At 71.3% G+C, this 22,237-nt stretch carries 21 protein-coding genes and 1 pseudogene; 14 read left to right on the top strand and 8 right to left on the bottom strand.

Features of this window, described 5'->3' with window-relative positions; all coding sequences use genetic code 11:
* Positions 1-22 precede the first annotated feature (22 nt).
* Entirely contained in the window at positions 23-505 is a 483-nt protein-coding gene (locus ABZ532_RS07960; RefSeq protein ID WP_361280335.1) for a hypothetical protein, read from the bottom strand.
* A 466-nt stretch (positions 506-971) separates the two neighbouring features.
* Between ABZ532_RS07960 and ABZ532_RS07955 the strand changes: the two genes are divergently transcribed.
* Entirely contained in the window at positions 972-2,735 is a 1,764-nt protein-coding gene (locus tag ABZ532_RS07955) for an acetyl/propionyl/methylcrotonyl-CoA carboxylase subunit alpha (RefSeq protein WP_361280333.1), read from the top strand.
* Between the two features lie 220 nt (positions 2,736-2,955).
* Entirely contained in the window at positions 2,956-3,483 is a 528-nt protein-coding gene (locus tag ABZ532_RS07950) for a helix-turn-helix domain-containing protein (protein ID WP_361280478.1), read from the top strand.
* Between the two features lie 100 nt (positions 3,484-3,583).
* Here ABZ532_RS07950 and ABZ532_RS07945 read toward each other — a convergent pair whose 3' ends face one another.
* Both ABZ532_RS07945 and ABZ532_RS07940 read right to left on the bottom strand, forming a co-directional pair.
* Positions 3,584-4,504: a DeoR/GlpR family DNA-binding transcription regulator gene (locus ABZ532_RS07945; protein WP_361280332.1), complete on the bottom strand. Its 921-nt coding sequence runs from the start codon at positions 4,502-4,504 to the stop codon at positions 3,584-3,586.
* A 176-nt stretch (positions 4,505-4,680) separates the two neighbouring features.
* Positions 4,681-6,261, bottom strand: a complete 1,581-nt coding sequence (locus ABZ532_RS07940; RefSeq protein ID WP_361280331.1) for an NAD(P)H-quinone dehydrogenase — start codon at positions 6,259-6,261, stop codon at positions 4,681-4,683.
* A gap of 43 nt (positions 6,262-6,304) precedes the next feature.
* Here ABZ532_RS07940 and ABZ532_RS07935 point away from each other — a divergent pair, with 43 nt between their 5' ends.
* The 4 genes from ABZ532_RS07935 to ABZ532_RS07920 all read left to right on the top strand — a co-directional run bounded on the left by ABZ532_RS07935 (position 6,305) and on the right by ABZ532_RS07920 (position 11,430).
* Positions 6,305-6,742 (top strand): gamma-glutamylcyclotransferase, encoded by a 438-nt coding sequence (locus tag ABZ532_RS07935; protein ID WP_361280330.1) that lies wholly within the window; start codon positions 6,305-6,307, stop codon positions 6,740-6,742.
* A gap of 203 nt (positions 6,743-6,945) precedes the next feature.
* Complete coding sequence (locus ABZ532_RS07930; protein ID WP_361280329.1) at positions 6,946-7,755, top strand: purine-nucleoside phosphorylase; 810 nt, start codon at positions 6,946-6,948, stop codon at positions 7,753-7,755.
* Between the two features lie 518 nt (positions 7,756-8,273).
* Complete coding sequence (locus ABZ532_RS07925) at positions 8,274-9,938, top strand: phospho-sugar mutase (protein WP_361280328.1); 1,665 nt, start codon at positions 8,274-8,276, stop codon at positions 9,936-9,938.
* 289 nt (positions 9,939-10,227) lie between these two features.
* A complete protein-coding gene (locus ABZ532_RS07920) occupies positions 10,228-11,430 on the top strand; it encodes a glycosyltransferase 87 family protein (protein ID WP_361280326.1) in 1,203 nt (400 codons plus the stop codon).
* Between the two features lie 93 nt (positions 11,431-11,523).
* Here ABZ532_RS07920 and ABZ532_RS07915 read toward each other — a convergent pair whose 3' ends face one another.
* Positions 11,524-12,180: a PH domain-containing protein gene (locus ABZ532_RS07915; protein ID WP_361280325.1), complete on the bottom strand. Its 657-nt coding sequence runs from the start codon at positions 12,178-12,180 to the stop codon at positions 11,524-11,526.
* 180 nt (positions 12,181-12,360) lie between these two features.
* On the opposite strand from ABZ532_RS07915, the gene deoC reads away from it, so the two are divergent.
* The 3 genes from deoC to ABZ532_RS07900 are packed head-to-tail and all read left to right on the top strand — an operon-like array spanning position 12,361 to position 15,630.
* Positions 12,361-13,308, top strand: a complete 948-nt coding sequence (gene deoC / locus ABZ532_RS07910; RefSeq protein ID WP_361280324.1) for a deoxyribose-phosphate aldolase — start codon at positions 12,361-12,363, stop codon at positions 13,306-13,308.
* Positions 13,309-13,313: 5 nt separating this feature from the next.
* Positions 13,314-14,750, top strand: a complete 1,437-nt coding sequence (locus tag ABZ532_RS07905; protein WP_361280323.1) for an aldehyde dehydrogenase family protein — start codon at positions 13,314-13,316, stop codon at positions 14,748-14,750.
* The gene (locus tag ABZ532_RS07900) at positions 14,743-15,630 is read left to right on the top strand and encodes an aldehyde dehydrogenase family protein (RefSeq protein ID WP_361280322.1); all 888 of its coding nucleotides are present in this window, start codon (positions 14,743-14,745) and stop codon (positions 15,628-15,630) included. Before ABZ532_RS07905 ends, ABZ532_RS07900 begins: the two co-directional genes overlap by 8 nt.
* Positions 15,631-15,778: 148 nt before the next feature.
* Here the strand turns inward: ABZ532_RS07900 and ABZ532_RS07895 are convergent, their stop codons facing one another.
* Positions 15,779-16,153, bottom strand: coding sequence for a hypothetical protein (locus tag ABZ532_RS07895; RefSeq protein ID WP_361280321.1), 375 nt, complete (start codon positions 16,151-16,153; stop codon positions 15,779-15,781).
* Positions 16,154-16,210: 57 nt separating this feature from the next.
* Between ABZ532_RS07895 and ABZ532_RS07890 the strand changes: the two genes are divergently transcribed.
* Positions 16,211-16,915 (top strand): uridine kinase, encoded by a 705-nt coding sequence (locus tag ABZ532_RS07890; protein WP_361280320.1) that lies wholly within the window; start codon positions 16,211-16,213, stop codon positions 16,913-16,915.
* 230 nt (positions 16,916-17,145) lie between these two features.
* Here the strand turns inward: ABZ532_RS07890 and ABZ532_RS07885 are convergent, their stop codons facing one another.
* A complete protein-coding gene (locus tag ABZ532_RS07885; protein ID WP_361280319.1) occupies positions 17,146-17,892 on the bottom strand; it encodes a SigE family RNA polymerase sigma factor in 747 nt (248 codons plus the stop codon).
* Between the two features lie 219 nt (positions 17,893-18,111).
* Here ABZ532_RS07885 and afsQ1 point away from each other — a divergent pair, with 219 nt between their 5' ends.
* From afsQ1 to ABZ532_RS07865, 4 genes are all read left to right on the top strand, one after another.
* Complete coding sequence (gene afsQ1 / locus ABZ532_RS07880; RefSeq protein WP_266486879.1) at positions 18,112-18,789, top strand: two-component system response regulator AfsQ1; 678 nt, start codon at positions 18,112-18,114, stop codon at positions 18,787-18,789.
* A gap of 74 nt (positions 18,790-18,863) precedes the next feature.
* Complete coding sequence (locus tag ABZ532_RS07875) at positions 18,864-20,432, top strand: HAMP domain-containing sensor histidine kinase (RefSeq protein WP_361280477.1); 1,569 nt, start codon at positions 18,864-18,866, stop codon at positions 20,430-20,432.
* A gap of 56 nt (positions 20,433-20,488) precedes the next feature.
* Positions 20,489-21,079 (top strand): hypothetical protein, encoded by a 591-nt coding sequence (locus ABZ532_RS07870; RefSeq protein ID WP_361280317.1) that lies wholly within the window; start codon positions 20,489-20,491, stop codon positions 21,077-21,079.
* Between the two features lie 65 nt (positions 21,080-21,144).
* Positions 21,145-21,738, top strand: a complete 594-nt coding sequence (locus tag ABZ532_RS07865; RefSeq protein WP_361280316.1) for a VanZ family protein — start codon at positions 21,145-21,147, stop codon at positions 21,736-21,738.
* 78 nt (positions 21,739-21,816) lie between these two features.
* On the opposite strand, the gene ABZ532_RS07860 is transcribed toward ABZ532_RS07865, so the two are convergent.
* Both ABZ532_RS07860 and ABZ532_RS07855 read right to left on the bottom strand, forming a co-directional pair.
* Positions 21,817-22,041, bottom strand: a complete 225-nt coding sequence (locus ABZ532_RS07860; RefSeq protein WP_361280314.1) for a hypothetical protein — start codon at positions 22,039-22,041, stop codon at positions 21,817-21,819.
* A gap of 1 nt (position 22,042) precedes the next feature.
* A pseudogene (locus ABZ532_RS07855) lies at positions 22,043-22,207 on the bottom strand (SigE family RNA polymerase sigma factor); the annotation flags it as partial.
* Positions 22,208-22,237 lie beyond the last annotated feature (30 nt).

The raw sequence follows: 22,237 nt of genomic DNA, 5'->3' as shown, positions 1-22,237 counted from the left end.
CCAGGTCCGTGTCCGGGCCGGCCTAGGCGGGAGTCGCACCGCCGGGAACGGGCGCCGGGCCCTCCGGTGTGCCGGTCGGCGCGGCGTCCGCGGATTCCTCCGGGGCGCCCGGCCCGTACACCACCAGCGCCAGCACGATCAGCCCCAGCACCACCATCAGGAACGCGAAGGCGTCCCAGCCGACCAGACCCACGGTCACCGCGCCGATCACGCCGTGCATGACCGCGCAGACGATCAGCAGGACACGTCCGACGCGGCCCGGCCCACGATCCCGGATGCCGGCGATCAGCAACAGCAGTCCGCACAAGGCGAGATAGAGGCCGAAGACTCCGCCCATCACCCAGGTGGCGGTCGCCATGGCACCCGGATCCATACCGTCGAGTGACATGCTCTGCTTGTCCACGAAGGTGGCCATGATGCCGTTGATGACCACTATCCCGGCGGCTTCCAGGAAGAGCACGAGCGCGGCCACGAAGGCCACCAGTCTGCGCGCCACGGCGCCCACCCCACAGTTCCCAGCAGTCTGTTACCAGTAGTACGAATGTCAGGGCGAACGCTACTAACGGGTAAACCCACGGACAAGGGCCAGGGCACAGGCAAAGAATCATTCGCCCATTCGTAGGGACTCCACAAAGAATCGAGGCACGCGCCTTAATCCTTGAGCAGAGACCTAGACCACACGAGAGGGCTACGCTGCACGGCAGGAACCAGGCGTACCGTGGTGCGACAAGGGGTTTCACGGTATTGGTATGTCCCGGATCACCCTCCGTGTGGGCAAGCTCACGAGTGGGAACGGGTCGAAAGCCCGTGTCGGTAGTCCCTAAACTCAGCGTGTTTGAGCGAAGTCTTCGGCGCGGTGACCCGCCGAGTACCCCGGCCGGGAAGATCCCGGAGCGGGGTCCGGCCCGCGGCGTAGCCGCATGCCGGGGGTGGCATCCCCCCGGCACAACACAGCTAAGGAGGGAGCCATCGTGCGCAAGGTGCTCATCGCCAACCGAGGCGAGATCGCTGTCCGCGTCGCCCGTGCCTGCCGCGACGCCGGGATCGCGAGCGTAGCCGTCTACGCCGATCCGGACCGTGACGCACTGCACGTCCGCGCGGCCGATGAGGCGTTCGCCCTGGGCGGTGACACCCCGGCGGCCAGCTATCTGGACATGGGCAAGGTCCTGAAGGCCGCGTCAGATTCGGGCGCCGACGCCATTCACCCCGGATACGGCTTCCTCTCCGAGAACGCCGAGTTCGCCCAGGCCGTCATCGACGCCGGACTGACCTGGATCGGCCCGCCGCCCGCCGCGATCCGTGACCTCGGCGACAAGGTCGCCGCCCGCCACATCGCCCAGCGCGCCGGAGCCCCGCTCGTCGCCGGCACGCCGGACCCGGTCTCGGGCTCGGACGAGGTCGTCACGTTCGCCAAGGAGCACGGTCTCCCGATCGCCATCAAGGCCGCCTTCGGCGGTGGCGGACGCGGCCTGAAGGTCGCCCGCAACCTGGAGGAAGTTCCCGAGCTGTACGAGTCCGCCGTGCGCGAGGCCGTGGCCGCCTTCGGCCGTGGCGAGTGCTTCGTGGAGCGGTACCTCGACAAGCCCCGCCACGTCGAGACCCAGTGCCTGGCCGACCAGCACGGCAACGTGGTGGTGGTCTCCACCCGCGACTGCTCGCTCCAGCGCCGCCACCAGAAGCTGGTCGAGGAGGCTCCCGCGCCGTTCCTGACGGACGAGCAGAACGCGGAGCTCTACCGCGCCTCCAAGGCCATCCTCAAGGAAGCCGGCTATGTCGGCGCCGGCACCGTCGAGTTCCTCGTCGGCACGGACGGCACGATCTCCTTCCTCGAGGTCAACACCCGCCTCCAGGTGGAGCACCCGGTCACCGAAGAGGTCACCGGTATCGACCTGGTCCGCGAGATGTTCCGTATCGCCGACGGCGAGGCACTCGGCTACGACGACCCGAAGCTGCGCGGTCACTCCTTCGAGTTCCGCATCAACGGCGAGGACCCGGGCCGCAACTTCCTGCCCGCCCCGGGCACCGTCACCTCCTTCGTACCGCCGACCGGCCCCGGCGTCCGCCTGGACGCGGGTGTCGAGTCCGGCAGCGTCATCGGCCCGGCCTGGGACTCCCTGCTGGCCAAGCTGATCATCACCGGCGCGACCCGTGAGCAGGCCCTGGACCGAGCCCGGCGCGCGCTGGCGGAGTTCCAGGTCGAGGGCATGGCCACGGCCATCCCGTTCCACCGCGCGGTCGTGGCCGACCCGGCCTTCGCTCCGGAGGGCGGCAAGCCGTTCACCGTCCACACCCGGTGGATCGAGACCGAGTTCGTCAACGAGATCAAGCCCTTCTCGGCCCCCGCCGAGGCCGACGTGGAGGACGAGCCCGGTCGCGAGACCGTGGTGGTCGAGGTCGGCGGCAAGCGCCTCGAGGTCTCCCTGCCGTCGTCGCTGGGCATGACCCTCGCCCGCACCGCCGCGGCGGGCGGCGCGAAGCCGAAGCGCCGCGCGGCGAAGAAGTCCGGCCCCGCCGCCTCCGGTGACACCCTCGCGTCCCCGATGCAGGGCACGATCGTCAAGGTCGCGGTAGAGGAGGGCCAGCAGGTCAACGAGGGCGACCTGGTCGTCGTACTCGAGGCCATGAAGATGGAGCAGCCGCTGAACGCGCACCGTTCCGGCACCATCAAGGGCCTCTCGGCCGAGGTGGGGGCCTCGCTCACCTCCGGTGCGGTGATCTGCGAGATCAAGGACTGAGACTGACGGGACCCGAGTCCCTGTGTGGGCCCCGCCGGGCATTCCCGGCGGGGCCCACACGCGTGCCGGGCCTTGCGGCATGCTGGGTGCCATGACCACGAGCACCACGGGCCCGGAGACGGCGGATACCGCCGGTACGGCGGGTACGGCGGGTACGGCCAGTGCAGCGGACACGGGCGGCACGGCGGGCGTAGTCGGCACGGCCGGCGCGGCCCGGCCGATGCGCGCAGATGCGCGCCGCAACTACGAACGGCTGCTCGTCGAGGCACGCGCCGCCTTCGCGGAACACGGCACGGATGCCTCCCTCGAGGACATCGCCCGGCGTGCCGGCGTCGGCATCGGCACCCTCTACCGCCACTTCCCGAATCGCCACGCCCTGATGAACGCGGTCTTCCAGGACGCCCTGGAATCCCTGCTGGAGCGCTCACGTCAGCTGGCCTCGGCGGCGCAGCCCTGCGGGGCGCTGGTGGAGTGGCTGCGCGCGCTCATCACCCATACAGGTGAGTACCGGGGTGTGGCACGTGCCCTGATGTCCGCCTCGCTGTCCCAGTGCAGCGAGCCCCTGCGCGAGGCGGGAGCGGTGCTGCTGGTGCGGGCGCAGGGGGCGGGGGTGGTGCGGGCCGATGTCTCGATCGGCGACCTGATGCAGCTCACCAACGCGATCGCCCTCGCCGCGGAGCAGGCCCCGGAGGACCCGGCCCTTCCGGACCGCCTGCTGCGACTGACCCTGCGGGGCCTTGGGGCGTAGAGGTGGGCGGTTCACGGCACCCCGCGCACCCGTGGGTGCGGCGCCGGGGTGCGCCGACAGCGCGGGGCGCTTGGAAGGCCGCCCCGCGCCCCGCCGGAGGCTACCTTCGGCGGAGGTCTGCCACGCGGGCGCGCTCAGGCTCCGCAAGCACCGCTGCCCTCAGCCCCGCCGCCGCACCCGGATGCGTGCGCCGCTGCCCGGGGAGGGGCACCTCATGGCGAGGGCGCGCGGCACCACCGCCCGCGCCGGCCACCGCGACCTGGACGCCCTGGTCCGCCAGGGCCTGGAGCTCCGTCGCGGCGCGGTCGTCGTGCGGCGGCGGCTCGTCCGTCACCAGACGGGTGATCACATCCGTCGGCACGGTCTGGAACATGGTGTCCGTACCCAGCTTGGTGTGGTCCGCGAGCACCACCACCTCCGCCGCCGCCTGCACCAGCGCCCGGTCGACGCTCGCCGACAGCATGTTGGACGTGGACAGGCCGCGCTCGGCCGTGAGACCGCTCCCGGACAGGAAGGCACGTGACACCCGCAGCCCTTGGAGGGACTGTTCCGCCCCACTGCCGACCAGCGCGTAGTTCGAGCCACGCAGGGTGCCCCCGGTCATGACGACCTCGACACGGTTGGCGTGCGCGAGCGCCTGGGCGACCAGCAGCGAGTTGGTCACCACGGTCAGCCCGGGGACCCGGGCGAGCCGGCGTGCCAGCTCCTGGGTGGTCGTACCGGCGCCGACCACGATGGCCTCGCCCTCTTCAACCAGAGCCGCGGCGGCGTCGGCGATCGCCGTCTTCTCCGCGGTCGCGAGATGGGATTTCTGCGGGAAGCCGGATTCTCGCGTGAATCCACCCGGCAGCACCGCACCGCCATGCCGGCGGTCGAGGAGTCCTTCTGCCTCGAGCGCCCGCACGTCCCGGCGTACGGTCACTTCGGAGGTCTGGACTACGCGGGCGAGCTCACGGAGCGACACGGCTCCATTGGCGCGCACCATTTCGAGGATCAACTGACGACGTTCTGCAGCGAACACGAAACTGACAGTAACCTGACCGGCCGATACTTTTCAGCGCTTTGCGCCGAATCAGCGAAGTTCCGTACAAGACGGACCCTCGCATGGTAAGGATCCGCCGGCGCCCGCCAGGAGTACGTCCCGCTTGGCCGCGAATGCCCCCGTTACGCCTGGCCCAGGCTTCGCCCGGGCGTCACCTACGCTCCACCCGCCGTCTTGCGCGTGTGGAGCTGCCGCGCGACCTCCGCGATCGAGCCCGAAAGCGAGGGGTACACGGTGAATGCGTTTGCGATCTGTTCCACCGTCAGATTGTTGTCGACCGCGATCGAGATGGGGTGGATCAGTTCCGAAGCGCGCGGGGACACGACCACACCCCCGACCACGATCCCGGTGCCTGGGCGGCAGAAGATCTTGACGAAACCGTCCCGGATGCCCTGCATCTTCGCGCGCGGGTTACGCAGCAGCGGCAGCTTGACGACCCGGGCGTCGATCACCCCGGAGTCCACGTCGGCCTGCGTGTAGCCGACCGTCGCGATCTCGGGGTCGGTGAAGACGTTCGACGAGACCGTCTTGAGGTTCAGCGGGGCGACCGCGTCGCCGAGGAAGTGGTACATCGCGATCCGGCCCTGCATCGCGGCGACCGAGGCCAGGGCGAACACCCCGGTGACGTCACCGGCCGCGTACACGCCGGGCGCGGACGTGCGGGAGACCTTGTCGGTCCAGATGTGGCCGGAGTCGGTGAGGCGGACACCGGCCTCCTCCAGGCCCATCCCCGCGGAGTTGGGGATCGCGCCGACCGCCATCAGACAGTGCGTGCCGGAGATGACCCGGCCGTCCGCGAGGGTCACCTCGACGCGGTCGCCGACCCGTTTGGCGGACTGGGCTCGGGAGCGCGCCATGACGTTCATGCCCCGGCGCCGGAACACGTCTTCCAGGACGGCCGCGGCGTCCGGGTCCTCCCCCGGCAGCACGCGGTCGCGGGACGAGACCAGGGTGACCCGGGAACCCAGCGCCTGGTACGCGCCGGCGAACTCGGCGCCCGTGACACCGGAACCCACCACGATCAGCTCTTCGGGGAGCTCGGTGAGGTCGTAGACCTGGGTCCAGTTCAGGATGCGCTCGCCGTCGGGCAGCGCGTCGGGGATCTCACGCGGGTGACCACCGGTGGCGAGCAGCACCGCGTCGGCGGTGAGGGTCTCCTCGGTACCGTCGGCCGCCGTGACGATGACCTGGCGGGAGCCGTCGCTGGCCTGCTGGCCCTCGAGCCGGCCGCGACCGCGCATGACACGGGCCCCGGCGCGGGTCACCGACGCGGTGATGTCGTGCGACTGGGCGAGCGCGAGCCGCTTCACCCGTCGGTTGACCTTGCCGAGGTCGACGCCCACGATCCGGGCGGCCTGCTCGAGGTGCGGGGTGTCGTCAGCCACGATGATGCCGAGCTCCTCGTGGGAGGAGTCGAAGTTGGTCATCACCTCGGCGGTGGCGATCAGGGTCTTCGAGGGCACGCAGTCGGTGAGTACGGAGGCTCCGCCGAGGCCGTCGCTGTCGACGACGGTCACCTCCGCGCCGAGCTGGGCCGCCACCAGGGCCGCCTCGTATCCGCCGGGTCCGCCGCCGATGATCACGATCCGGGTCACTGGGGTTACGCCTCGCGCTCTCGCTCTGCCGGGTGTCCGTCGCACCCATTGTCCCGCACGCTTCAAAGTGCTTCGCGCCGGGTCGGGATTCGGACAGCGCGGGACGACGCGCAGAGGGGCTCGGCACGTGATGCGGACCATGGAGACAGGCCAACGGCACGCCCCCTCCCGTACCCTCGATCTCATGTCGCTCTACGCCGCGTACGCCGGCAACCTCGACGCGCGGCTGATGACCCGCCGCGCCCCGCACTCCCCGCTGCGCGGCACCGGCTGGCTCAACGGCTGGCGGCTGACCTTCGGCGGCGAGCAGATGGGCTGGGAAGGGGCACTGGCCACCATCGTGGAGGCGCCGCGCTCCCAGGTCTTCGTCGCGCTGTACGACATCGCGCCGCTGGACGAGGAATCGATGGACCGCTGGGAGGGCGTCGGGCTCGACATATACCGGCGGATGCGGGTGCGGGTGCACACACTGGACGGCGAGGAACCGGCCTGGGTCTACGTGCTGAACGGCTACGAGGGCGGGCTGCCCTCCGCGCGCTACCTGGGCGAGATCGCGGACGCGGCGGAGTCGGCGGGGGCGCCGCACGACTACGTGATGGAGCTGCGCAAGCGGCCCTGTTAGGCCGAAACGGGTCCCAGTCGTGCCGATTCGGACCGAGTCGGACTGAGTCGGACTGAGTCGGGCAGAATCAGACGGCCGATCATTCGTACGTCTGATCGACAGCTCTCGTCGGCTGCTCTTGTCGAATGCGACGAGAAAACGGTCGCAGATCTAGTGAGCATTGCCATCTACGCGCGTAGGGTTTCTCGGGCTAGGCTTTGCCTGTGAACGTTTCTGTTAACCCGGATCCCCATGCCGCCGCCTCCGAGGCCGCTGCCCGCCTGCGTGAGCTCACGGGCGCCGAGACCCACGACGTCGCCCTGGTGATGGGCTCCGGCTGGGCGCCGGCCGTCGACGCCCTCGGCGCTCCCGAGGCCGAATTCCCGGTCACCGAGCTGCCCGGCTTCCCCCCGCCGGCTGTCGAGGGGCACGGCGGCAAGATCCGCTCGTACAAGATCGGCGAGAAGCGCGCGCTGGTCTTCCTGGGCCGCACCCACTACTACGAGGGCCGCGGCGTGGCCGCCGTCGCCCACGGTGTGCGCACCGCCGTCGCTGCGGGCTGCAAGACCATCGTCCTCACCAACGGCTGCGGCGGTCTGCGCGAGGGCATGCGCCCCGGTCAGCCCGTGCTGATCAGCGACCACATCAACCTGACGGCCGCGTCCCCGATCATCGGCGCGAACTTCGTGGACCTGACCGACCTGTACTCGCCGCGGCTGAGGGCGCTGTGCAAGGAGGTGGACGCGACGCTGGAGGAAGGCGTCTACGTCCAGTTCCCCGGCCCGCACTACGAGACCCCGGCCGAGATCAACATGGTCCGCGTGATGGGCGGCGACCTCGTCGGCATGTCCACCGTGCTCGAGGCCATCGCGGCCCGCGAGGCGGGTGCGGAGGTGCTCGGCATCTCCCTGGTGACGAACCTGGCCGCCGGACTGTCGGGCGAGCCCCTCAACCACGAGGAGGTCCTCCAGGCGGGACGCGACTCGGCGGCGCGGATGGGTGAGCTGCTGACCAAGGTCCTGTCCCGGATCTAGGCCGTGCCGGAGAGCTGGCGCTTTCGCCCGGAGGGCGGGGCTCGCGGCGTCCGGTGCGTGCCATCGCAAGGCGGTGGGAGCACCCCCCGAAGGTCGGACGAAGTCCTCGTACCGGGCGTACATGGATGCTCCCGACAGTGCAGCGAGTGTGCGTGCCGGGGGCACCTCCCAGGCGGAGTTCCGGGGGGACTCGCGAGCCAGGCGGGAGTTCTCACACACGGCCTACGCCTGTCCTGGCCCGGGGCCTGCCCGGGGCGCGCCGCGGTCGGGCCCCGGGCCCTCAGGCGTGCCCCGACCGCGTGGGGCTTCGGAGCCACGTGGTGGACGGGTCCCGCGGTGCGCCGCGCCCCGTGCGGAGGAGTGTCCGTCCACAGGCTCCCGGGACTTCGTCCGGGAGAGCCCTGGCGGGCCGGGTTCCGCAGGCCCGCCCCCACCGAGGAGACGCCGGTGGTGGTGCTACCCGCCCGGGCGGGTAGCCCTAAGCCGTACGCACAACGACATCAGAGAGGCACATCACCGTGGCGCAGGACCTGATCGCCAGAGCAGAGGCTTGGCTCGCCGAGGACCCCGACGGGGAGACGCGGGAGGAGCTGAGCCGCCTCATCGAGGCCGGGGACACCCTGGAGCTCAAGGCGCGGTTCGCCGGGACGCTCCAGTTCGGGACGGCCGGGCTGCGCGGGGAGCTCGGGGCCGGGCCCATGCGGATGAACCGTGCCGTGGTCATCCGGGCCGCGGCCGGCCTCGCGGCCTATCTGAAGGCGCAGGGGCATACCGGCGGCCTCGTCGTCATCGGCTACGACGCCCGCTACAAGTCCGCGGACTTCGCCCTGGACACGGCCGCGGTGATGATCGGTGCGGGGCTGCGTGCCGCCCTGCTGCCCCGGCCGCTGCCGACGCCGGTGCTCGCGTTCGCGATCAGGCATCTGGGGGCCGTCGCCGGGGTCGAGGTGACCGCCAGCCACAATCCGCCGCGCGACAACGGCTACAAGGTCTACCTGGGCGACGGCTCGCAGATCGTGCCGCCTGCCGACGCCGGGATCGCCGAGCGGATCGACGCGGTGGGCAGCCTGCACGACGTCCCGCGGCCGGAGTCGGGCTGGGAGACGCTCGGGGACGAGGTCCTGGGGGCGTATCTGGCGCGCACGGACGCGGTGCTGAGCCCTGACTCGCCGCGTACCGCCCGCGTGGTCTACACGGCCATGCACGGCGTCGGCAAGGACGTGGTGCTGGCCGCCTGGGAGCGGGCCGGTTTCCCCGCCCCGGTGCTCGTCGAGGAGCAGGCGGAGCCCGACCCGGCGTTCCCGACGGTCGCGTTCCCCAATCCGGAGGAGCCGGGGGCGATGGACCTCGCCTTCGCGAAGGCGCGCGAAGCCGGGCCGGACATCGTGATCGCCAATGACCCCGACGCCGACCGTTGCGCCGTCGCCGTGCCGGACGACGGTGCGGAAGGCGGCTGGCGGATGCTCCGCGGTGACGAGGTGGGCGCGCTGCTCGCCGCGCACCTGGTTCACAAGGGCGTGTCCGCGGGGGACGAGCGGCGCACCTTCGCGGAGTCGATCGTGTCGTCCTCGCTGCTCGGCCGGATCGCCGCGGCGGCGGGTCTCGGCTACGAGGAGACCCTGACCGGCTTCAAGTGGATCGCCCGTGTCGAGGGCCTGCGGTACGGCTACGAGGAGGCGCTGGGCTACTGCGTCGACCCCGGGGGCGTACGGGACAAGGACGGCATCACCGCCGCGCTGCTCATCGCCGAGCTGGCATCGGAGCTGAAGGCACAGGACCGCGGCCTCTCGGACCTGCTGGACGACCTCGCCGTGGAGCACGGGCTGCACGCCACCGACCAGCTCTCGGTCCGGGTGGAGGATCTGGCGGTCATCGCGGACGCGATGCGCCGGCTGCGCGAGCAGCCGCCGGTGCTGCTGGCCGGGCTGCATGTGGTCTCGGCGGAGGACCTGACGAAGGGCACCGCCCAGCTGCCGCCCACGGACGGTCTGCGGTACCACCTCGAGGGCGAGTTCAAGGCCCGGGTGATCGTCCGCCCGAGCGGTACCGAGCCCAAGCTGAAGTGCTACCTGGAGGTCGTGGTTCCGGTCGCGGACGGGAGCGAGCTGTCCGGTGCGCGCGGCCGGGCGGCCGAGGTACTCGGGGCGATCAAGACGGACCTGGCGGCTGCCGCCGGTATCTGACGCCCGGTCCCGAGTACGGAGGCCGGGCACGGGGTTGTCTTCCTGAGGGTGAATCCCGTACGGCAGTTGACGCAGCCACCCGTGTCCGGCCTGCCTGTGCGGGTGAAAGTGACCCCGGTAGGCCGTGTTGGAGAGCTGGCGCCGTCCGCCCGGAGGGCGGCGGCCGTCCTCGTACCGGGCGCACTCGGACGGCTCCGGCCACGCAGCGAGTGCGTGTGCCGGGCGTCGTGAGCCGGGCGGGAGTTCGCATGCACGGCCTGACGCCCGCCGAGCAACCGGAGCAGCCGCAGTGCCTCCCACCGCAACAACGCCCCACCGCACCGTGCCCGCCTCCCGCCGCCCACCGGCCCCGGGAGGCGGCGGCGCACCGGACGGCGCGAAGCAGCGGTTGTCGCGGGCGCTGGGCAAGGTGGCTCCCGCCCTGCTCGGGTATCTGGTGGTCCGGCTGTTCGGGCTGCTCGTGCTCGCCCGCTGGACGCACGTCCAGGGCCGCGGTGTGTGGCCGACCCTCGCCACCACCTGGGACTCCCGCTGGTACCTGGGCATCGCGGACCACGGCTACCAGCAGGAGCTCGGCACCGCGCTGGACTCCAACAACCTGGCGTTCTTCCCCCTCTACCCCGGGCTGGTGAGGGCCGTCGCCGCGGTGACGCCCGGCACCCGCGCCTCCGTCGCGCTGGCGGTCGCCGTGGTGGCGTCGCTGGTCGCCGCCTGGGGGATCTTCGCGGTCGGTGACCTCCTGCACGGCCGGCGGGTCGGGACCGTGCTCACGGTGCTGTGGGCCGCGACGCCCGTCGGGATCGTCCAGTGGATGGGCTACACCGAGTCGCTGTTCACCGCTCTCACCGCCTGGGCCCTCCACGCGGGGCTCAGAGGCCGCTGGCTGTGGGCGGGCGCGCTCGCGGCGCTGGCAGGGCTGACCCGGCCGACGGGTATCGCCGTGGCCGCCGCCGTGGCTCTCGCGGGCCTGGTGGCGTACGCCGGGACCCGGCACCGGCGAGCGCTCGCCGGTGCGCTGGTCGCGCCTCTGGGGTGGGCCGGGTACGTCGGCTGGGTGGGGCTGCGGGTCGACCGCTGGGACGGCTACTTCGCCGTACAGAAGCTGTGGCGCAACGAGTGGGACGGTGGCCGGGAGACGCTGCGGCAGCTACGCGAGCAACTCGCCTATGACGCGACGCCCACACTGTTCCTGGTCGTCGTGTCGGTCGTCCTCCTGCTGTCCGCCGGCTTGTACCTGCTCTGTCTGGCGGACCGCCAGCCACTGCTGCTGGTGGTCTTCTCGGGTGTGCTGCTGGCCGTCGTCCTCGGCAGCGGGGGCGTCTACTTCCCCCGTGCCCGGTTTCTCATGCCCGCGTTTCCCCTGCTGCTGCCGGTCGCCCTGGCGCTGGCACGGGCGCGGGGCGCCGTGGTGGCGCTGGTGCTGGGCGGTGCGGTGCTCTCGTCCGCGTGGTTCGGCACGTATCTGCTGCTGGTGTGGTCGGGCCCGCCGTGACGGTGCGGCCGCGGCCGCCGTGACAGCAGCCATCGGTGCGATGCGGGCGAGGGGATACGTACAGCGCTGGGCGGGTCGGACCCGCGCGACGCCTCAGCCGATGGCCAGCAGCACCACGAGCAGGATCGCGCCCGCGACCGCGGGGGCTATCACCTCGTACGCCCAGCGCACCTGCGGCTCTCCCTGCGCTCCGGGGCGGGAGGCGCAGCGCTCGCCCATCTCGCGCAGGTCCGCGATCGTCTGGTCGGCGGGCGCCAGCCGGGACCGGGTGTCGGTGACGTCCGCGGTCACGGAGGTGCGGCCGTGCGGGTCGTCGTGAGCGGCCATCGTCTGCCGGCGGGCGGCGCGCTTGCGCTTGCCCAGCGACACCGGCACGGCCCAGAGCTGGTACTTGGTGCCCTCCTGGGTGAAGACCTCGCTCGAATACCCGGCCCTGACAGCGGCGACCGCTGCCCACGGGAGCACGATCGTGCGGAACGGGTTCCTGATCCGGAGCCGGTCGTCGTTGGCGAACACCGCGGGCCTCAGCGTGAAGGCCACGATCAGCGGCAGCGCGAGCAGCAGCGCGGCGAGCGCCAGCCAGGGAGCGCGGCCCTCGCCGCGCACCAGTGCGTCCCCGCCGATCCAGGCGGCGACCGCGAGCATCAGCCCGCCGCAGACCATCCCGGCGGCGGACCGGAAGACGCGGTCGGCGTACACCGGCTCGACGGGCTGCTGGTCGGGGCCCTGGCCTGGGCTGGAGGTCGTCATGCCCTCGATTCTGCCTCACCCGCCCCCGGCCCAAGGAGGGCCTGTGGACAACTATCCGCCCGGACCGGTCCGTCGCGGCAAGAGACCTGGACCAGGAACGCGGGCTGCTGCCCGGACCGGTCGGAATCGGACCCGGGACTGTACAGTCGCTACGCGCGTAGATATGCTCCCCTGGTGACCATGCCCATCATTGCACCTGCATTCGCTGACGTGACCACGTCCGACAGCGCACTGCGCCGCTTCCTGCACGGGCTGCCCGGTGTCGACGCCGTCGGCCTGGAAGCGCGCGCCGCGTCCCTCGGCACCCGCTCCATCAAGACGACGGCCAAGGCCTACGCCATCGACCTGGCCATCTCGATGATCGACCTGACGACGCTGGAAGGCGCGGACACCCCGGGCAAGGTCCGGGCGCTCGCCGCCAAGGCCGTCAACCCCGACCCGACCGACCGTGCGACCCCGAAGACGGCCGCCGTCTGCGTCTACCCCGACATGGTGGCCACCGCCAAGGCCGCCATCGGCGGGGCCGGTGTGAAGGTCGCCTCCGTCGCCACCGCCTTCCCCGCGGGCCGTGCGGCCCTTGACGTGAAGCTCGCGGACACCCGTGACGCCGTCGAGGCCGGGGCCGACGAGATCGACATGGTGATCGACCGCGGGGCCTTCCTCGCGGGCAGGTACATGAAGGTCTTCGAGGAGATCCAGGCGGTGAAGGAGGCCTCGGGTGCCGCGCGCCTGAAGGTCATCTTCGAGACCGGCGAGCTCTCGACGTACGACAACATCCGCCGCGCCTCCTGGCTCGGCATGATGGCCGGGGCCGACTTCATCAAGACGTCCACCGGCAAGGTCGCCGTGAACGCCACCCCGGCGAACACCCTGCTCATGCTGGAAGCCGTCCGCGACTTCCGCGCGCAGACCGGGGTTCAGGTGGGCGTGAAGCCCGCCGGAGGCATTCGCACTAGCAAGGACGCGATCAAGTTCCTGGTGCTGGTCAACGAGACCGCGGGCGCCGACTGGCTGGACAACCACTGGTTCCGCTTCGGCGCCTCGAGTCTGCTCAACGATCTGCTGATGCAGCGCCAGAAGCTGGCGACCGGCCGATACTCCGGCCCCGACTACGTGACGGTGGACTGAGCGAGATGACCATGTCCTTTGAATACGCACCCGCTCCCGAGTCGCGGTCGGTCGTCGACATCGCGCCCTCGTACGGCCTCTTCATCGACGGCGAGTTCACCGACGCCGCCGACGGCAAGGTCTTCAAGACGGTCTCCCCGTCCACCGAGGAGGTGCTGTCCGAGGTCGCCCAAGCGGGCGCCGAGGACGTCGACCGCGCTGTGAAGGCCGCCCGCAAGGCGTTCGAGAAGTGGTCGGCGCTGCCGGGCTCCGAGCGCGCCAAGTACCTGTTCCGTATCGCCCGGATCATCCAGGAGCGCTCGCGTGAGCTGGCCGTCCTGGAGACCCTGGACAACGGAAAGCCGATCAGGGAGACCCGCGACGCCGACCTGCCTCTGGTCGCGGCGCACTTCTTCTACTACGCCGGCTGGGCCGACAAGCTCGACCACGCGGGCTACGGCCCGGACCCGCGGCCGCTCGGTGTCGCGGGCCAGGTCATCCCCTGGAACTTCCCGCTGCTGATGCTGGCCTGGAAGATCGCCCCGGCACTGGCCACCGGCAACACCGTGGTGCTGAAGCCCGCCGAGACCACCCCGCTGTCGGCGCTGTTCTTCGCGGACATCTGCCGCCAGGCCGGACTGCCCAGGGGTGTCGTCAACATCCTTCCCGGCTACGGTGACGCGGGCGAGGCCCTCGTCGGGCACCCGGACGTCGACAAGGTCGCCTTCACCGGCTCCACCGCGGTCGGCAAGGCCATCGCCCGCTCGGTGGCCGGGACCGACAAGAAGGTCACCCTGGAGCTGGGCGGCAAGGGCGCCAACATCGTCTTCGACGACGCCCCGATCGACCAGGCCGTCGAGGGCATCGTCGGCGGCATCTTCTTCAACCAGGGCCAGGTCTGCTGCGCGGGCTCCCGGCTGCTGGTGCAGGAGTCGATCCAGGACGAGCTGCTGGAGTCGCTCAAGCTGCGGCTGTCCACGCTGCGCCTCGGCGACCCGATGGACAAGAACACCGACATCGGTGCGATCAACTCGGCGGAGCAGCTGGCCCGGATCACCGCGCTCGCGGAGACCGGCGAGGCCGAGGGCGCCGAGCGCTGGTCCGCCCCCTGCGAGCTGCCGTCGTCCGGCTACTGGTTCGCCCCGACTCTCTTCACGAACGTCACCCAGGCGCACACCATCGCCCGTGACGAGATCTTCGGACCGGTGCTGTCGGTGCTGACCTTCCGCACCCCGGAGGAGGCCGTCGCCAAGGCCAACAACAGCCAGTACGGCCTGTCCGCGGGCATCTGGACGGAGAAGGGCTCCCGCATCCTCGCGGTGGCGAACAAGCTCCGCGCCGGTGTGGTCTGGGCCAACACCTTCAACAAGTTCGACCCGACCTCGCCGTTCGGCGGCTACAAGGAGTCGGGCTTCGGCCGCGAGGGCGGCCGTCACGGTCTGGAGGCCTACCTCGATGTCTGATTCGCGCCTCAGCGTCTTCAAGACCTACAAGCTGTTCGTCGGGGGCAAGTTCCCCCGCAGCGAGAGCGGACGGGTGTACGAGGTGACCGACTCCAAGGGCAACTGGCTGGCCAACGCCCCGCTGTCGTCCCGCAAGGACGCCCGTGACGCGGTCGTCGCGGCGCGCAAGGCGTTCGGCGCCTGGTCGGGCGCCACCGCGTACAACCGCGGCCAGATCCTCTACCGCGTCGCCGAGATGCTGGAAGGCCGCCGCGAGCAGTTCGTGCGCGAGGTGGCCGACGCCGAGGGCCTGTCCAAGTCCAAGGCGGCCGCGGTGGTGGACGCGGCGATCGACCGCTGGGTCTGGTACGCGGGCTGGACCGACAAGATCGGCCAGATCGTGGGCGGGGCGAACCCGGTCGCGGGTCCGTACTTCAACCTGTCCACGCCCGAGCCGACCGGTGTCGTCACGGTGCTGGCCCCGCAGGAGTCGTCGTTCCTGGGCCTGGTTTCGGTGATCGCCCCGGCGATCGCGACGGGCAACACGGTCGTGGTCATCGCCTCCGAGAAGGCCCCGCTGCCCGCGCTGTCCCTCGGCGAGGTGCTGGCCACATCGGATCTGCCGGGTGGCGTGGTCAACGTCCTGTCCGGCCGCACCTCCGAGCTCGCCACCCCGCTCGCGGCCCACCAGGACGTCAACGCGATCGACCTGACCGGCGCGGACGAGCAGCTGGCGAAGGAGCTGGAGGCCGCCGCGGCGGACACCCTCAAGCGGCTGCTCCGCCGGGGCGCCGACGACTGGTCGGCGGACCCGGGCACCCGCCGGATGACCGCGTTCCTGGAGACCAAGACGGTCTGGCACCCCACGGGTTCGCTGGGCGCGTCGGGTTCGTCGTACTGACCGCCCGCCGACACGCGGCTGGGCCCGGACCGTAGCGGCTCCGCCGCCGTCCGTCAGCGGAGCCGGAGAGCCGCGCCTTCCCCCGAAGCGGGGGAGGCGCGGCTCTCCGCATGCCTGCTGCGGTGCGGCAGGGACCACCGCCCCTGGCTCAGCCCGCGGCCAGACCGCCCAGCAGCGGTCCCGCGACCGGGATGTCCGACGTGTGGCCGAGCGAACCGGTGGCCTGGCGGGTGTCCACGGACTTGAAGTCGGCGATCTGGGTGCCGACACCGTTGTTCAGCGGATCCACGGGGGTGTTCGCGAGCGGGTTGAGGGGGACGTGCTCGACCGGGTTGCCCATGGCCCCGGTCCCGGTCAGCGTTCCCACAGCCGGGGCCGGGTCGATGTCGGCGACCTCGTACGCCGGGAGCGTCTCCGCCGCCTGGGCCGCTCCGGCGCCGCCGCCGATGGCCGCACCCAGTGCGGTGACGGTGAGACCGACGGTCCTGAGCCTTGGGTGTCGTGGCCTTGAGTGTCGCGCCATGAGATTCCTGACTACTGGGGGAGTAACGGAACGGCGACACACAGTAGTTCTTGTGTGATGCTCGATACCAACTCGACCACCGGGGGATCCCCCACGGGGGTCAATGCTTCACACTGGTGTCCCGTGAGTTCCCAACCCCTTCCGACGCGTGTCGTCCTGCTCGCCGGGCCATCCGGCTCCGGAAAGTCCTCCCTCGCCGAGCGTTCCGGTCTTCCGGTGCTCCGACTCGACGACTTCTACAAGGAAGGGGACGACCCCACGCTGCCGCAGGTCATCGGCAGCACCGACATCGACTGGGACTCCCCCGCCTCCTGGGACGCCGCCGCCGCGGTGCGCGCCATCGAGGAGTTGTGCCGTACGGGACGGACGACCGTGCCCGTCTACGACATAGCCACCAGCTCCCGGACCGGCTGGGAGACCCTCACCATCGAGCGCACCCCGCTGTTCATCGCCGAGGGCGTCTTCGCAGCGGACATCGTGCGTCACTGCCAGGAGCTCGGGCTGCTCGCCGACGCGCTGTGTCTGCGCGGGCGGCCGTCGACCACCTTCAGGCGGCGTCTGCTGCGCGATCTGCGCGAGGGTCGCAAGTCGGTGCCGTTCCTGCTGCGTCGTGGCTGGCGGCTGATGCGCGCGGAGCGGGCGATCGTCGCCCGCCAGTGCGCCCTCGGCGCGCACCCCTGCGGCAAGGAGGAGGCCCTCGGGCGTCTCACCGCCGCCGCGGTGGGGCGCTGCCTCAAGGCGCGGGCGACGGAAGTCGCCTGACGGAACGGACCGCCCGGCTCCCGCGACTCCGCACACACTCAGGGCCGGCCCGGACATGTCGTCCTGGCCGGCCCGTGGTGTTCCCCGCGCCGCCGAGATCCCCCGTGATCCCCGCGGCTCCCCCGTGCTTCCCCCCGTCGGGTCCTCGGACTTCCCCCGTTGAGGCCCCTGTGTTTCCCCCGCCGAGGTCCCCCGTATCCCCCGTGGGTACCTCGTCCCCCGTACTGCCCTCAGGCGACCAGTTCGCCGAAGGACTCTTCCTCGTCACGGCCGAAGCTGAGGGCCTCGTCCTCACGCAGCCGGCGGAGGGACCGCCAGATGCTCGACTTCACCGTGCCGACACTGATGTCGAGGATGTCCGCGATCTCGGGATCGGTGCGGCCCTCGTAGTAGCGCAGCACCAGCATGGTGCGCTGGAGTTCGGGCAGCCGGGCCAGTGCCTGCCACAGCACCGCCCGCAGCTCCGTGCCGCGCATCGCGTCCGTCTCGCCCGCCGTCTCCGGGAGCTCCTCGGTCGGGTATTCGTTCAGCTTGCGGCGGCGCCACGCGCTGATGTGCAGATTGGTCATGGTCCGGCGCAGGTAGCCGCCGACCGCCGCCTTGTCGGTGATCCGGTCCCAGGCGCGGTAGGTGGAGAAGAGCGCGCTCTGGAGCAGGTCCTCCGCCTCGTACCGGTCACCGGTCAGGTGGTAGGCCGTGGCGTACAGGGAGGCGCGACGCTCCTGGACGTACGCGGTGAACGCCGCCTCGGCGTTCACCGCACCCGCCCCGGCCCCCGTCGCCTCAGCGCCCGCACTCTCCGTGCCGGCGTCCACAATCGCCATGTAGGCAGTGGATGCCGTCGAAGACCTGTGCTGGCGCCCGGCGCCGCGAACGCACCCCCGCCCGTTCACGACGCCGGACTTCTCCGTGCTCCTCACGACGTCGTGCAGACGCGTGACAACTGCGCTAGAGGTGGTGCCGTGCAGTGCGTTCATCGCGCGCCCCCCGTCGGTTGGAGTCCTGGTACCGGCCGCCCTTCCGGCCTTGTGGAGATGAGCTTGCCCGGGCACCTTCACGCCGGTGTCCGCCGACTGTCACAGGGCTGTCACAGGGCCCGGGGACACGGCCTCCACACAGCCTGCGCACAGCCCTGACTCAGGTACGTACTGCCCGGCAGTCGAAGTACGCCACCTGTATGGGCCAGAATGGCCTCCGTGCCTTTCCTGTTGCTGATCGAGGACGACGACGCCATCCGCACGGCCCTCGAACTCTCCCTGTCACGCCAGGGCCACCGTGTGGCCACCGCGGCGACGGGCGAGGACGGCCTGAAGCTGCTGCGTGAGCAGCGGCCGGATCTGATCGTGCTGGATGTGATGCTGCCCGGCATCGATGGATTCGAGGTGTGCCGCCGCATCAGGCGCACCGACCAGTTGCCGATCATCCTGCTCACCGCGCGCAGTGACGACATCGACGTCGTGGTCGGTCTTGAGTCCGGTGCCGACGACTATGTGGTCAAGCCGGTGCAGGGCCGGGTGCTGGACGCCCGGATCCGCGCGGTGCTGCGGCGCGGGGAGCGCGAGTCGACGGACTCGGCGTCGTTCGGTTCGCTGGTGATCGACCGCTCCGCGATGACGGTCACCAAGAACGGCGAGGACCTGCAGCTCACGCCCACCGAGCTGCGTCTGCTGCTGGAGCTGAGCCGCCGCCCGGGGCAGGCGCTGTCGCGCCAGCAGCTGCTGCGGCTCGTCTGGGAGCACGACTACCTGGGTGACTCGCGGCTGGTGGACGCGTGTGTGCAGCGGCTGCGGGCGAAGGTCGAGGACGTGCCGTCGTCACCGACCCTGATCCGTACGGTGCGGGGCGTGGGCTACCGACTGGACGTTCCTCAGTGACCCAGGCCGGCACAGCCAGCAAACCCGGCGCAGTCGGCGCGGCCGGCACAGCCGGTGAAAAGGCGAAGAGGGCGATACTCGCCGGGCTCGGCTGGACCAGCCTGCGCCTGCGACTTGTCGTCGTCTTCGGTCTGGTCGCGCTGACGGCCGCCGTCTCCGCCTCGGCGATCGCGTACTGGCTCAACCGCGAGGCCGTACTGACCCGTACGCAGGACTCGGCGCTGAACGACTTCCGGCAGGAGATGCAGAACCGGGCCGCTTCGCTGCCCGCGCGGCCCACTCAGAACGAGCTCCAGACCACCGCCGAGCAGATGGCGGGCGACAATGCCGGCTACAGCGTGGTGCTGCTCGGCGAGCGCGCGGCGGGCAAGCCGATCACGGGGGCCTCGGACCCGGATGTGTTCACGCTCGACGACGTGCCGAAGTCACTGCGGGACGCGGTGAACGAGCGGCAGGCGACCACAGCGGGCAACTCGTATCCGTACCACCTCTTCTGGCTGCGTACCCAGCGCGGCAACACGCCGTATCTGGTGGGTGGTACGCGGATCATCGGCGGCGGTCCGACCGGTTACCTTTTCAAGTCCCTGGAGCAGGAGCGGGCCGATCTCAACTCGCTCGCCTGGTCTCTGGGCATCGCCACCGCCCTCGCGCTCGTCGGCTCCGCGCTGATCGCGCAGGCGGCGGCGACCACGGTGCTCCGGCCGGTACGGCGACTCGGCGAGGCGGCCCGGCAGCTGGGCGAGGGCAAGCTGGACACCCGGCTGCATGTGTCCGGCACCGACGAACTGGCGGAACTGTCGCACACGTTCAACCGCGCGGCCGAGTCGCTGGAGAAGAAGGTCGCGGACATGAGCGCCCGTGAGGAGTCCAGCCGGCGCTTCGTCGCCGACATGTCGCACGAGCTGCGCACCCCGCTGACCGCGCTGACCGCCGTGACGGAGGTCCTGGAAGACGAGCAGGAGACCCTGGATCCGATGATCGCGCCCGCCGTCGAGCTGGTGGTGAGCGAGACACGGCGGCTGAACGACCTGGTGGAGAACCTGATGGAGGTGACCCGCTTCGACGCCGGTACGGCCCGGCTCGTACTCGACTATGTCGATGTGGCCGACCAGGTCACCGCCTGTATCGACGCACGCGCCTGGCTCGACGCCGTCGAGCTGGACGCGGAACGCGGAATCATGGCCCGGCTCGATCCGCGTCGCCTCGATGTCATCCTCGCCAATCTGATCGGCAATGCGCTCAAGCACGGCGGTTCACCCGTACGAGTGTCAGTGCGCATGGAAACCGCCGGGACGGGTGGCACCGGGACAGGCGGTGACGAGCTCGTCATCGCGGTACGGGACCACGGCCCCGGTATCCCCGAGGAGGTGCTGCCCCATGTCTTCGACCGGTTCTACAAGGCCAGCGCCTCCCGGCCGCGCTCGGAGGGCAGTGGACTCGGTCTCTCCATCGCGATGGAGAACGCCCTGATCCACGGCGGCAGCATCAGCGCCGCGAACACGACGGACGGCGACGGGGGTGCGGTGTTCGTGCTGAGGCTGCCGCAGGACGCCTCCGGTATCGCCGCCGAGGGCGGCTGCGAAGTGGACCGGAAACAGAACGGGAACCGCGCGGAGCGGGGAGAGGCGGGCGACACGCAGTGACCGGAGCAATTCGACGGGCGCCGCGTGCGCTGCGCGCCCGGCGTACCGTTCGGGCCGTGGCGGTGTCCGCAGTGCTCGCGGGTACGGTCGCGGGCTGCGGCATCAGGACCACCTCCGTACCAGTGGACGCCGGGCCCGCGCCCTCGCGGATGTCCTGCACCCCGCCCTCGAAGGAGTCGTCCGCGCGGGAGCAGCCGGGGGCGCTGCCGGTGCGGGTGTACCTGGTGTGCACGTCGGCGCTGGAAGCCGTGGACCGGACCGTGTCCGTACCCGAGAAGGCCGTGGACAACCGGGTGGCCGTAGCCTCCGCACTCCTCGACGCGCTGGAGGCGACGCCGTCGCCGGACGAGGAGGAGGCCGGGTTCACCACGAGCGTGCGCGGCCCGCTGACCGTGCGGCACGGCCGGGACGGCGACCCCAAGGGCACCCTGCGCCTGAGCCGGGAGCCGGTGGATCTGCCGCCGACCGCGCTGGCGCAGATCGTGTGCACGTTCGCGGACAGTGCGTCGGTGGCGAGCGGCGGGGTGGTCCTGGGCGGCCCCGGTGACTACGGCCCGCGCGCCTACCGCTGTACGGAGGCGGCGAAGGAGCGTCCCGAGTCGGTGCTGTCACCGGTCGCTCCGGAGGCTTCCGGCGCTGCCTTCTGACGGATCGCCGGAAGGATCCGTCACCGGGCGGAACCGATCCTGCCGGTCGTGACGTCTTGGTGGTCGTGCAGCGTCAAGGTTCGGGCGGCAGCGCCGCCATCTGCTTCCGCGTGGCGGGGAGCGTACTCCTCCTCGCGCATCTGGCACTCGTGGGGTGGCTGACGCTTCGCCCGCTCGATGTGATGTGGGTGACGGCGGCGAATCTGGAACCGTTCGCCGGGATCAGAGCCGATCTGGCGCTGGGTCCCGTCGAGGCGGCGCACCGGATCGGCGAAGGGCTGCTGCTGCTCGCCCCGCTCGGGATACTGCTGCCGATGGCGGGGGGCCGGCTCATGGTGTCGCCCTGGGCCTCGCTGACCCGCACGGTCGCGACGGGCGCGCTGCTGTCACTGGCCATCGAGCTGCTCCAGACCGGGGTGCCGGGCCAGGTGGTCGACGTGGACTCCCTGCTGCTGAACACCACGGGCGTGGCCCTGGCCCATCTCGCTGTCGTGCCCGCGAGCCGGGCCAGGCTGCGGCGCAGGTGCCGCGCGGGTCGCCCGTCGTCCGGCGCCGGGCGGGGCCGCAGAGAGCGTGGGGCCGTGCTCCGGGAGGACTCCGTCGCCCAGGGGGCACCGACCCCGGCTGCGGTGATGCACGGGATCGGCGCCGCCCGGTAGCAGCACGGCGACGGCGTCCGCCCGTGTGTGCCGACCTCACCCCCGTGGGGGTCCTCACACACGGGCGGACGCCGTTGGTCAACGGGCGGTCAGCCAGGTCCTGCTGAGGGCGACGGCCTTGAGTTCGTCCAGCGTGATGAGCGGCTTGTCGCCCTGCTTCCTGGACTTGGGAGTCGGGGCGTTGTACGCCGTGATGACCATCTCCACTCCGTTCACCCGGCTTGTGCCGACCTGCACTCCGACGACACCCGGTTGGCTGCCCGGGAGGCTCCCCGCGGCGACCTTGGTCCCGTCGGGCAGCACCTCGGCCCTTGGGCGCGAGCTGTCCCAGCGCGTCCAGCAGCGCGATCCTCAGCGTCGGGTCGTCGCTGCGGCTGAGGGCGGTGTCGGGCAGTTCCCCCAGCGGCTGCTCCCCCGCCGAGCGCAGCCCGCGGTGGCTGAGGAAGGTGCGTACGAGCACGGTCTGGGCCAGCGGAGGGCCGGGCGCCCACGGCACCCG

Source organism: Streptomyces sp. NPDC019396 (genome assembly GCF_040632375.1).
Lineage (GTDB): Bacteria > Actinomycetota > Actinomycetes > Streptomycetales > Streptomycetaceae > Streptomyces.
The sequence above is the reverse complement of the archived record's forward strand: the minus strand, read 5'-3'. Positions and strand labels throughout refer to the sequence as shown.

Bases quoted from the DNA above. Each gene is read 5' to 3' on its own strand.
- ABZ532_RS07950 (WP_361280478.1), top strand. From the start codon at position 2,956: ATGCGCGCAGATGCGCGCCGCAACTACGAACGGCTGCTCGTCGAGGCA.
- ABZ532_RS07940 (WP_361280331.1), bottom strand. From the start codon at position 6,261: ATGGTCCGCATCACGTGCCGAGCCCCTCTGCGCGTCGTCCCGCGCTGT.
- ABZ532_RS07935 (WP_361280330.1), top strand. From the start codon at position 6,305: ATGTCGCTCTACGCCGCGTACGCCGGCAACCTCGACGCGCGGCTGATG.
- ABZ532_RS07915 (WP_361280325.1), bottom strand. From the start codon at position 12,180: ATGACGACCTCCAGCCCAGGCCAGGGCCCCGACCAGCAGCCCGTCGAG.
- deoC (WP_361280324.1), top strand. From the start codon at position 12,361: ATGCCCATCATTGCACCTGCATTCGCTGACGTGACCACGTCCGACAGC.
- ABZ532_RS07905 (WP_361280323.1), top strand. From the start codon at position 13,314: ATGACCATGTCCTTTGAATACGCACCCGCTCCCGAGTCGCGGTCGGTC.
- ABZ532_RS07900 (WP_361280322.1), top strand. From the start codon at position 14,743: ATGTCTGATTCGCGCCTCAGCGTCTTCAAGACCTACAAGCTGTTCGTC.
- ABZ532_RS07895 (WP_361280321.1), bottom strand. From the start codon at position 16,153: ATGGCGCGACACTCAAGGCCACGACACCCAAGGCTCAGGACCGTCGGT.
- ABZ532_RS07890 (WP_361280320.1), top strand. From the start codon at position 16,211: ATGCTCGATACCAACTCGACCACCGGGGGATCCCCCACGGGGGTCAAT.
- ABZ532_RS07885 (WP_361280319.1), bottom strand. From the start codon at position 17,892: ATGAACGCACTGCACGGCACCACCTCTAGCGCAGTTGTCACGCGTCTG.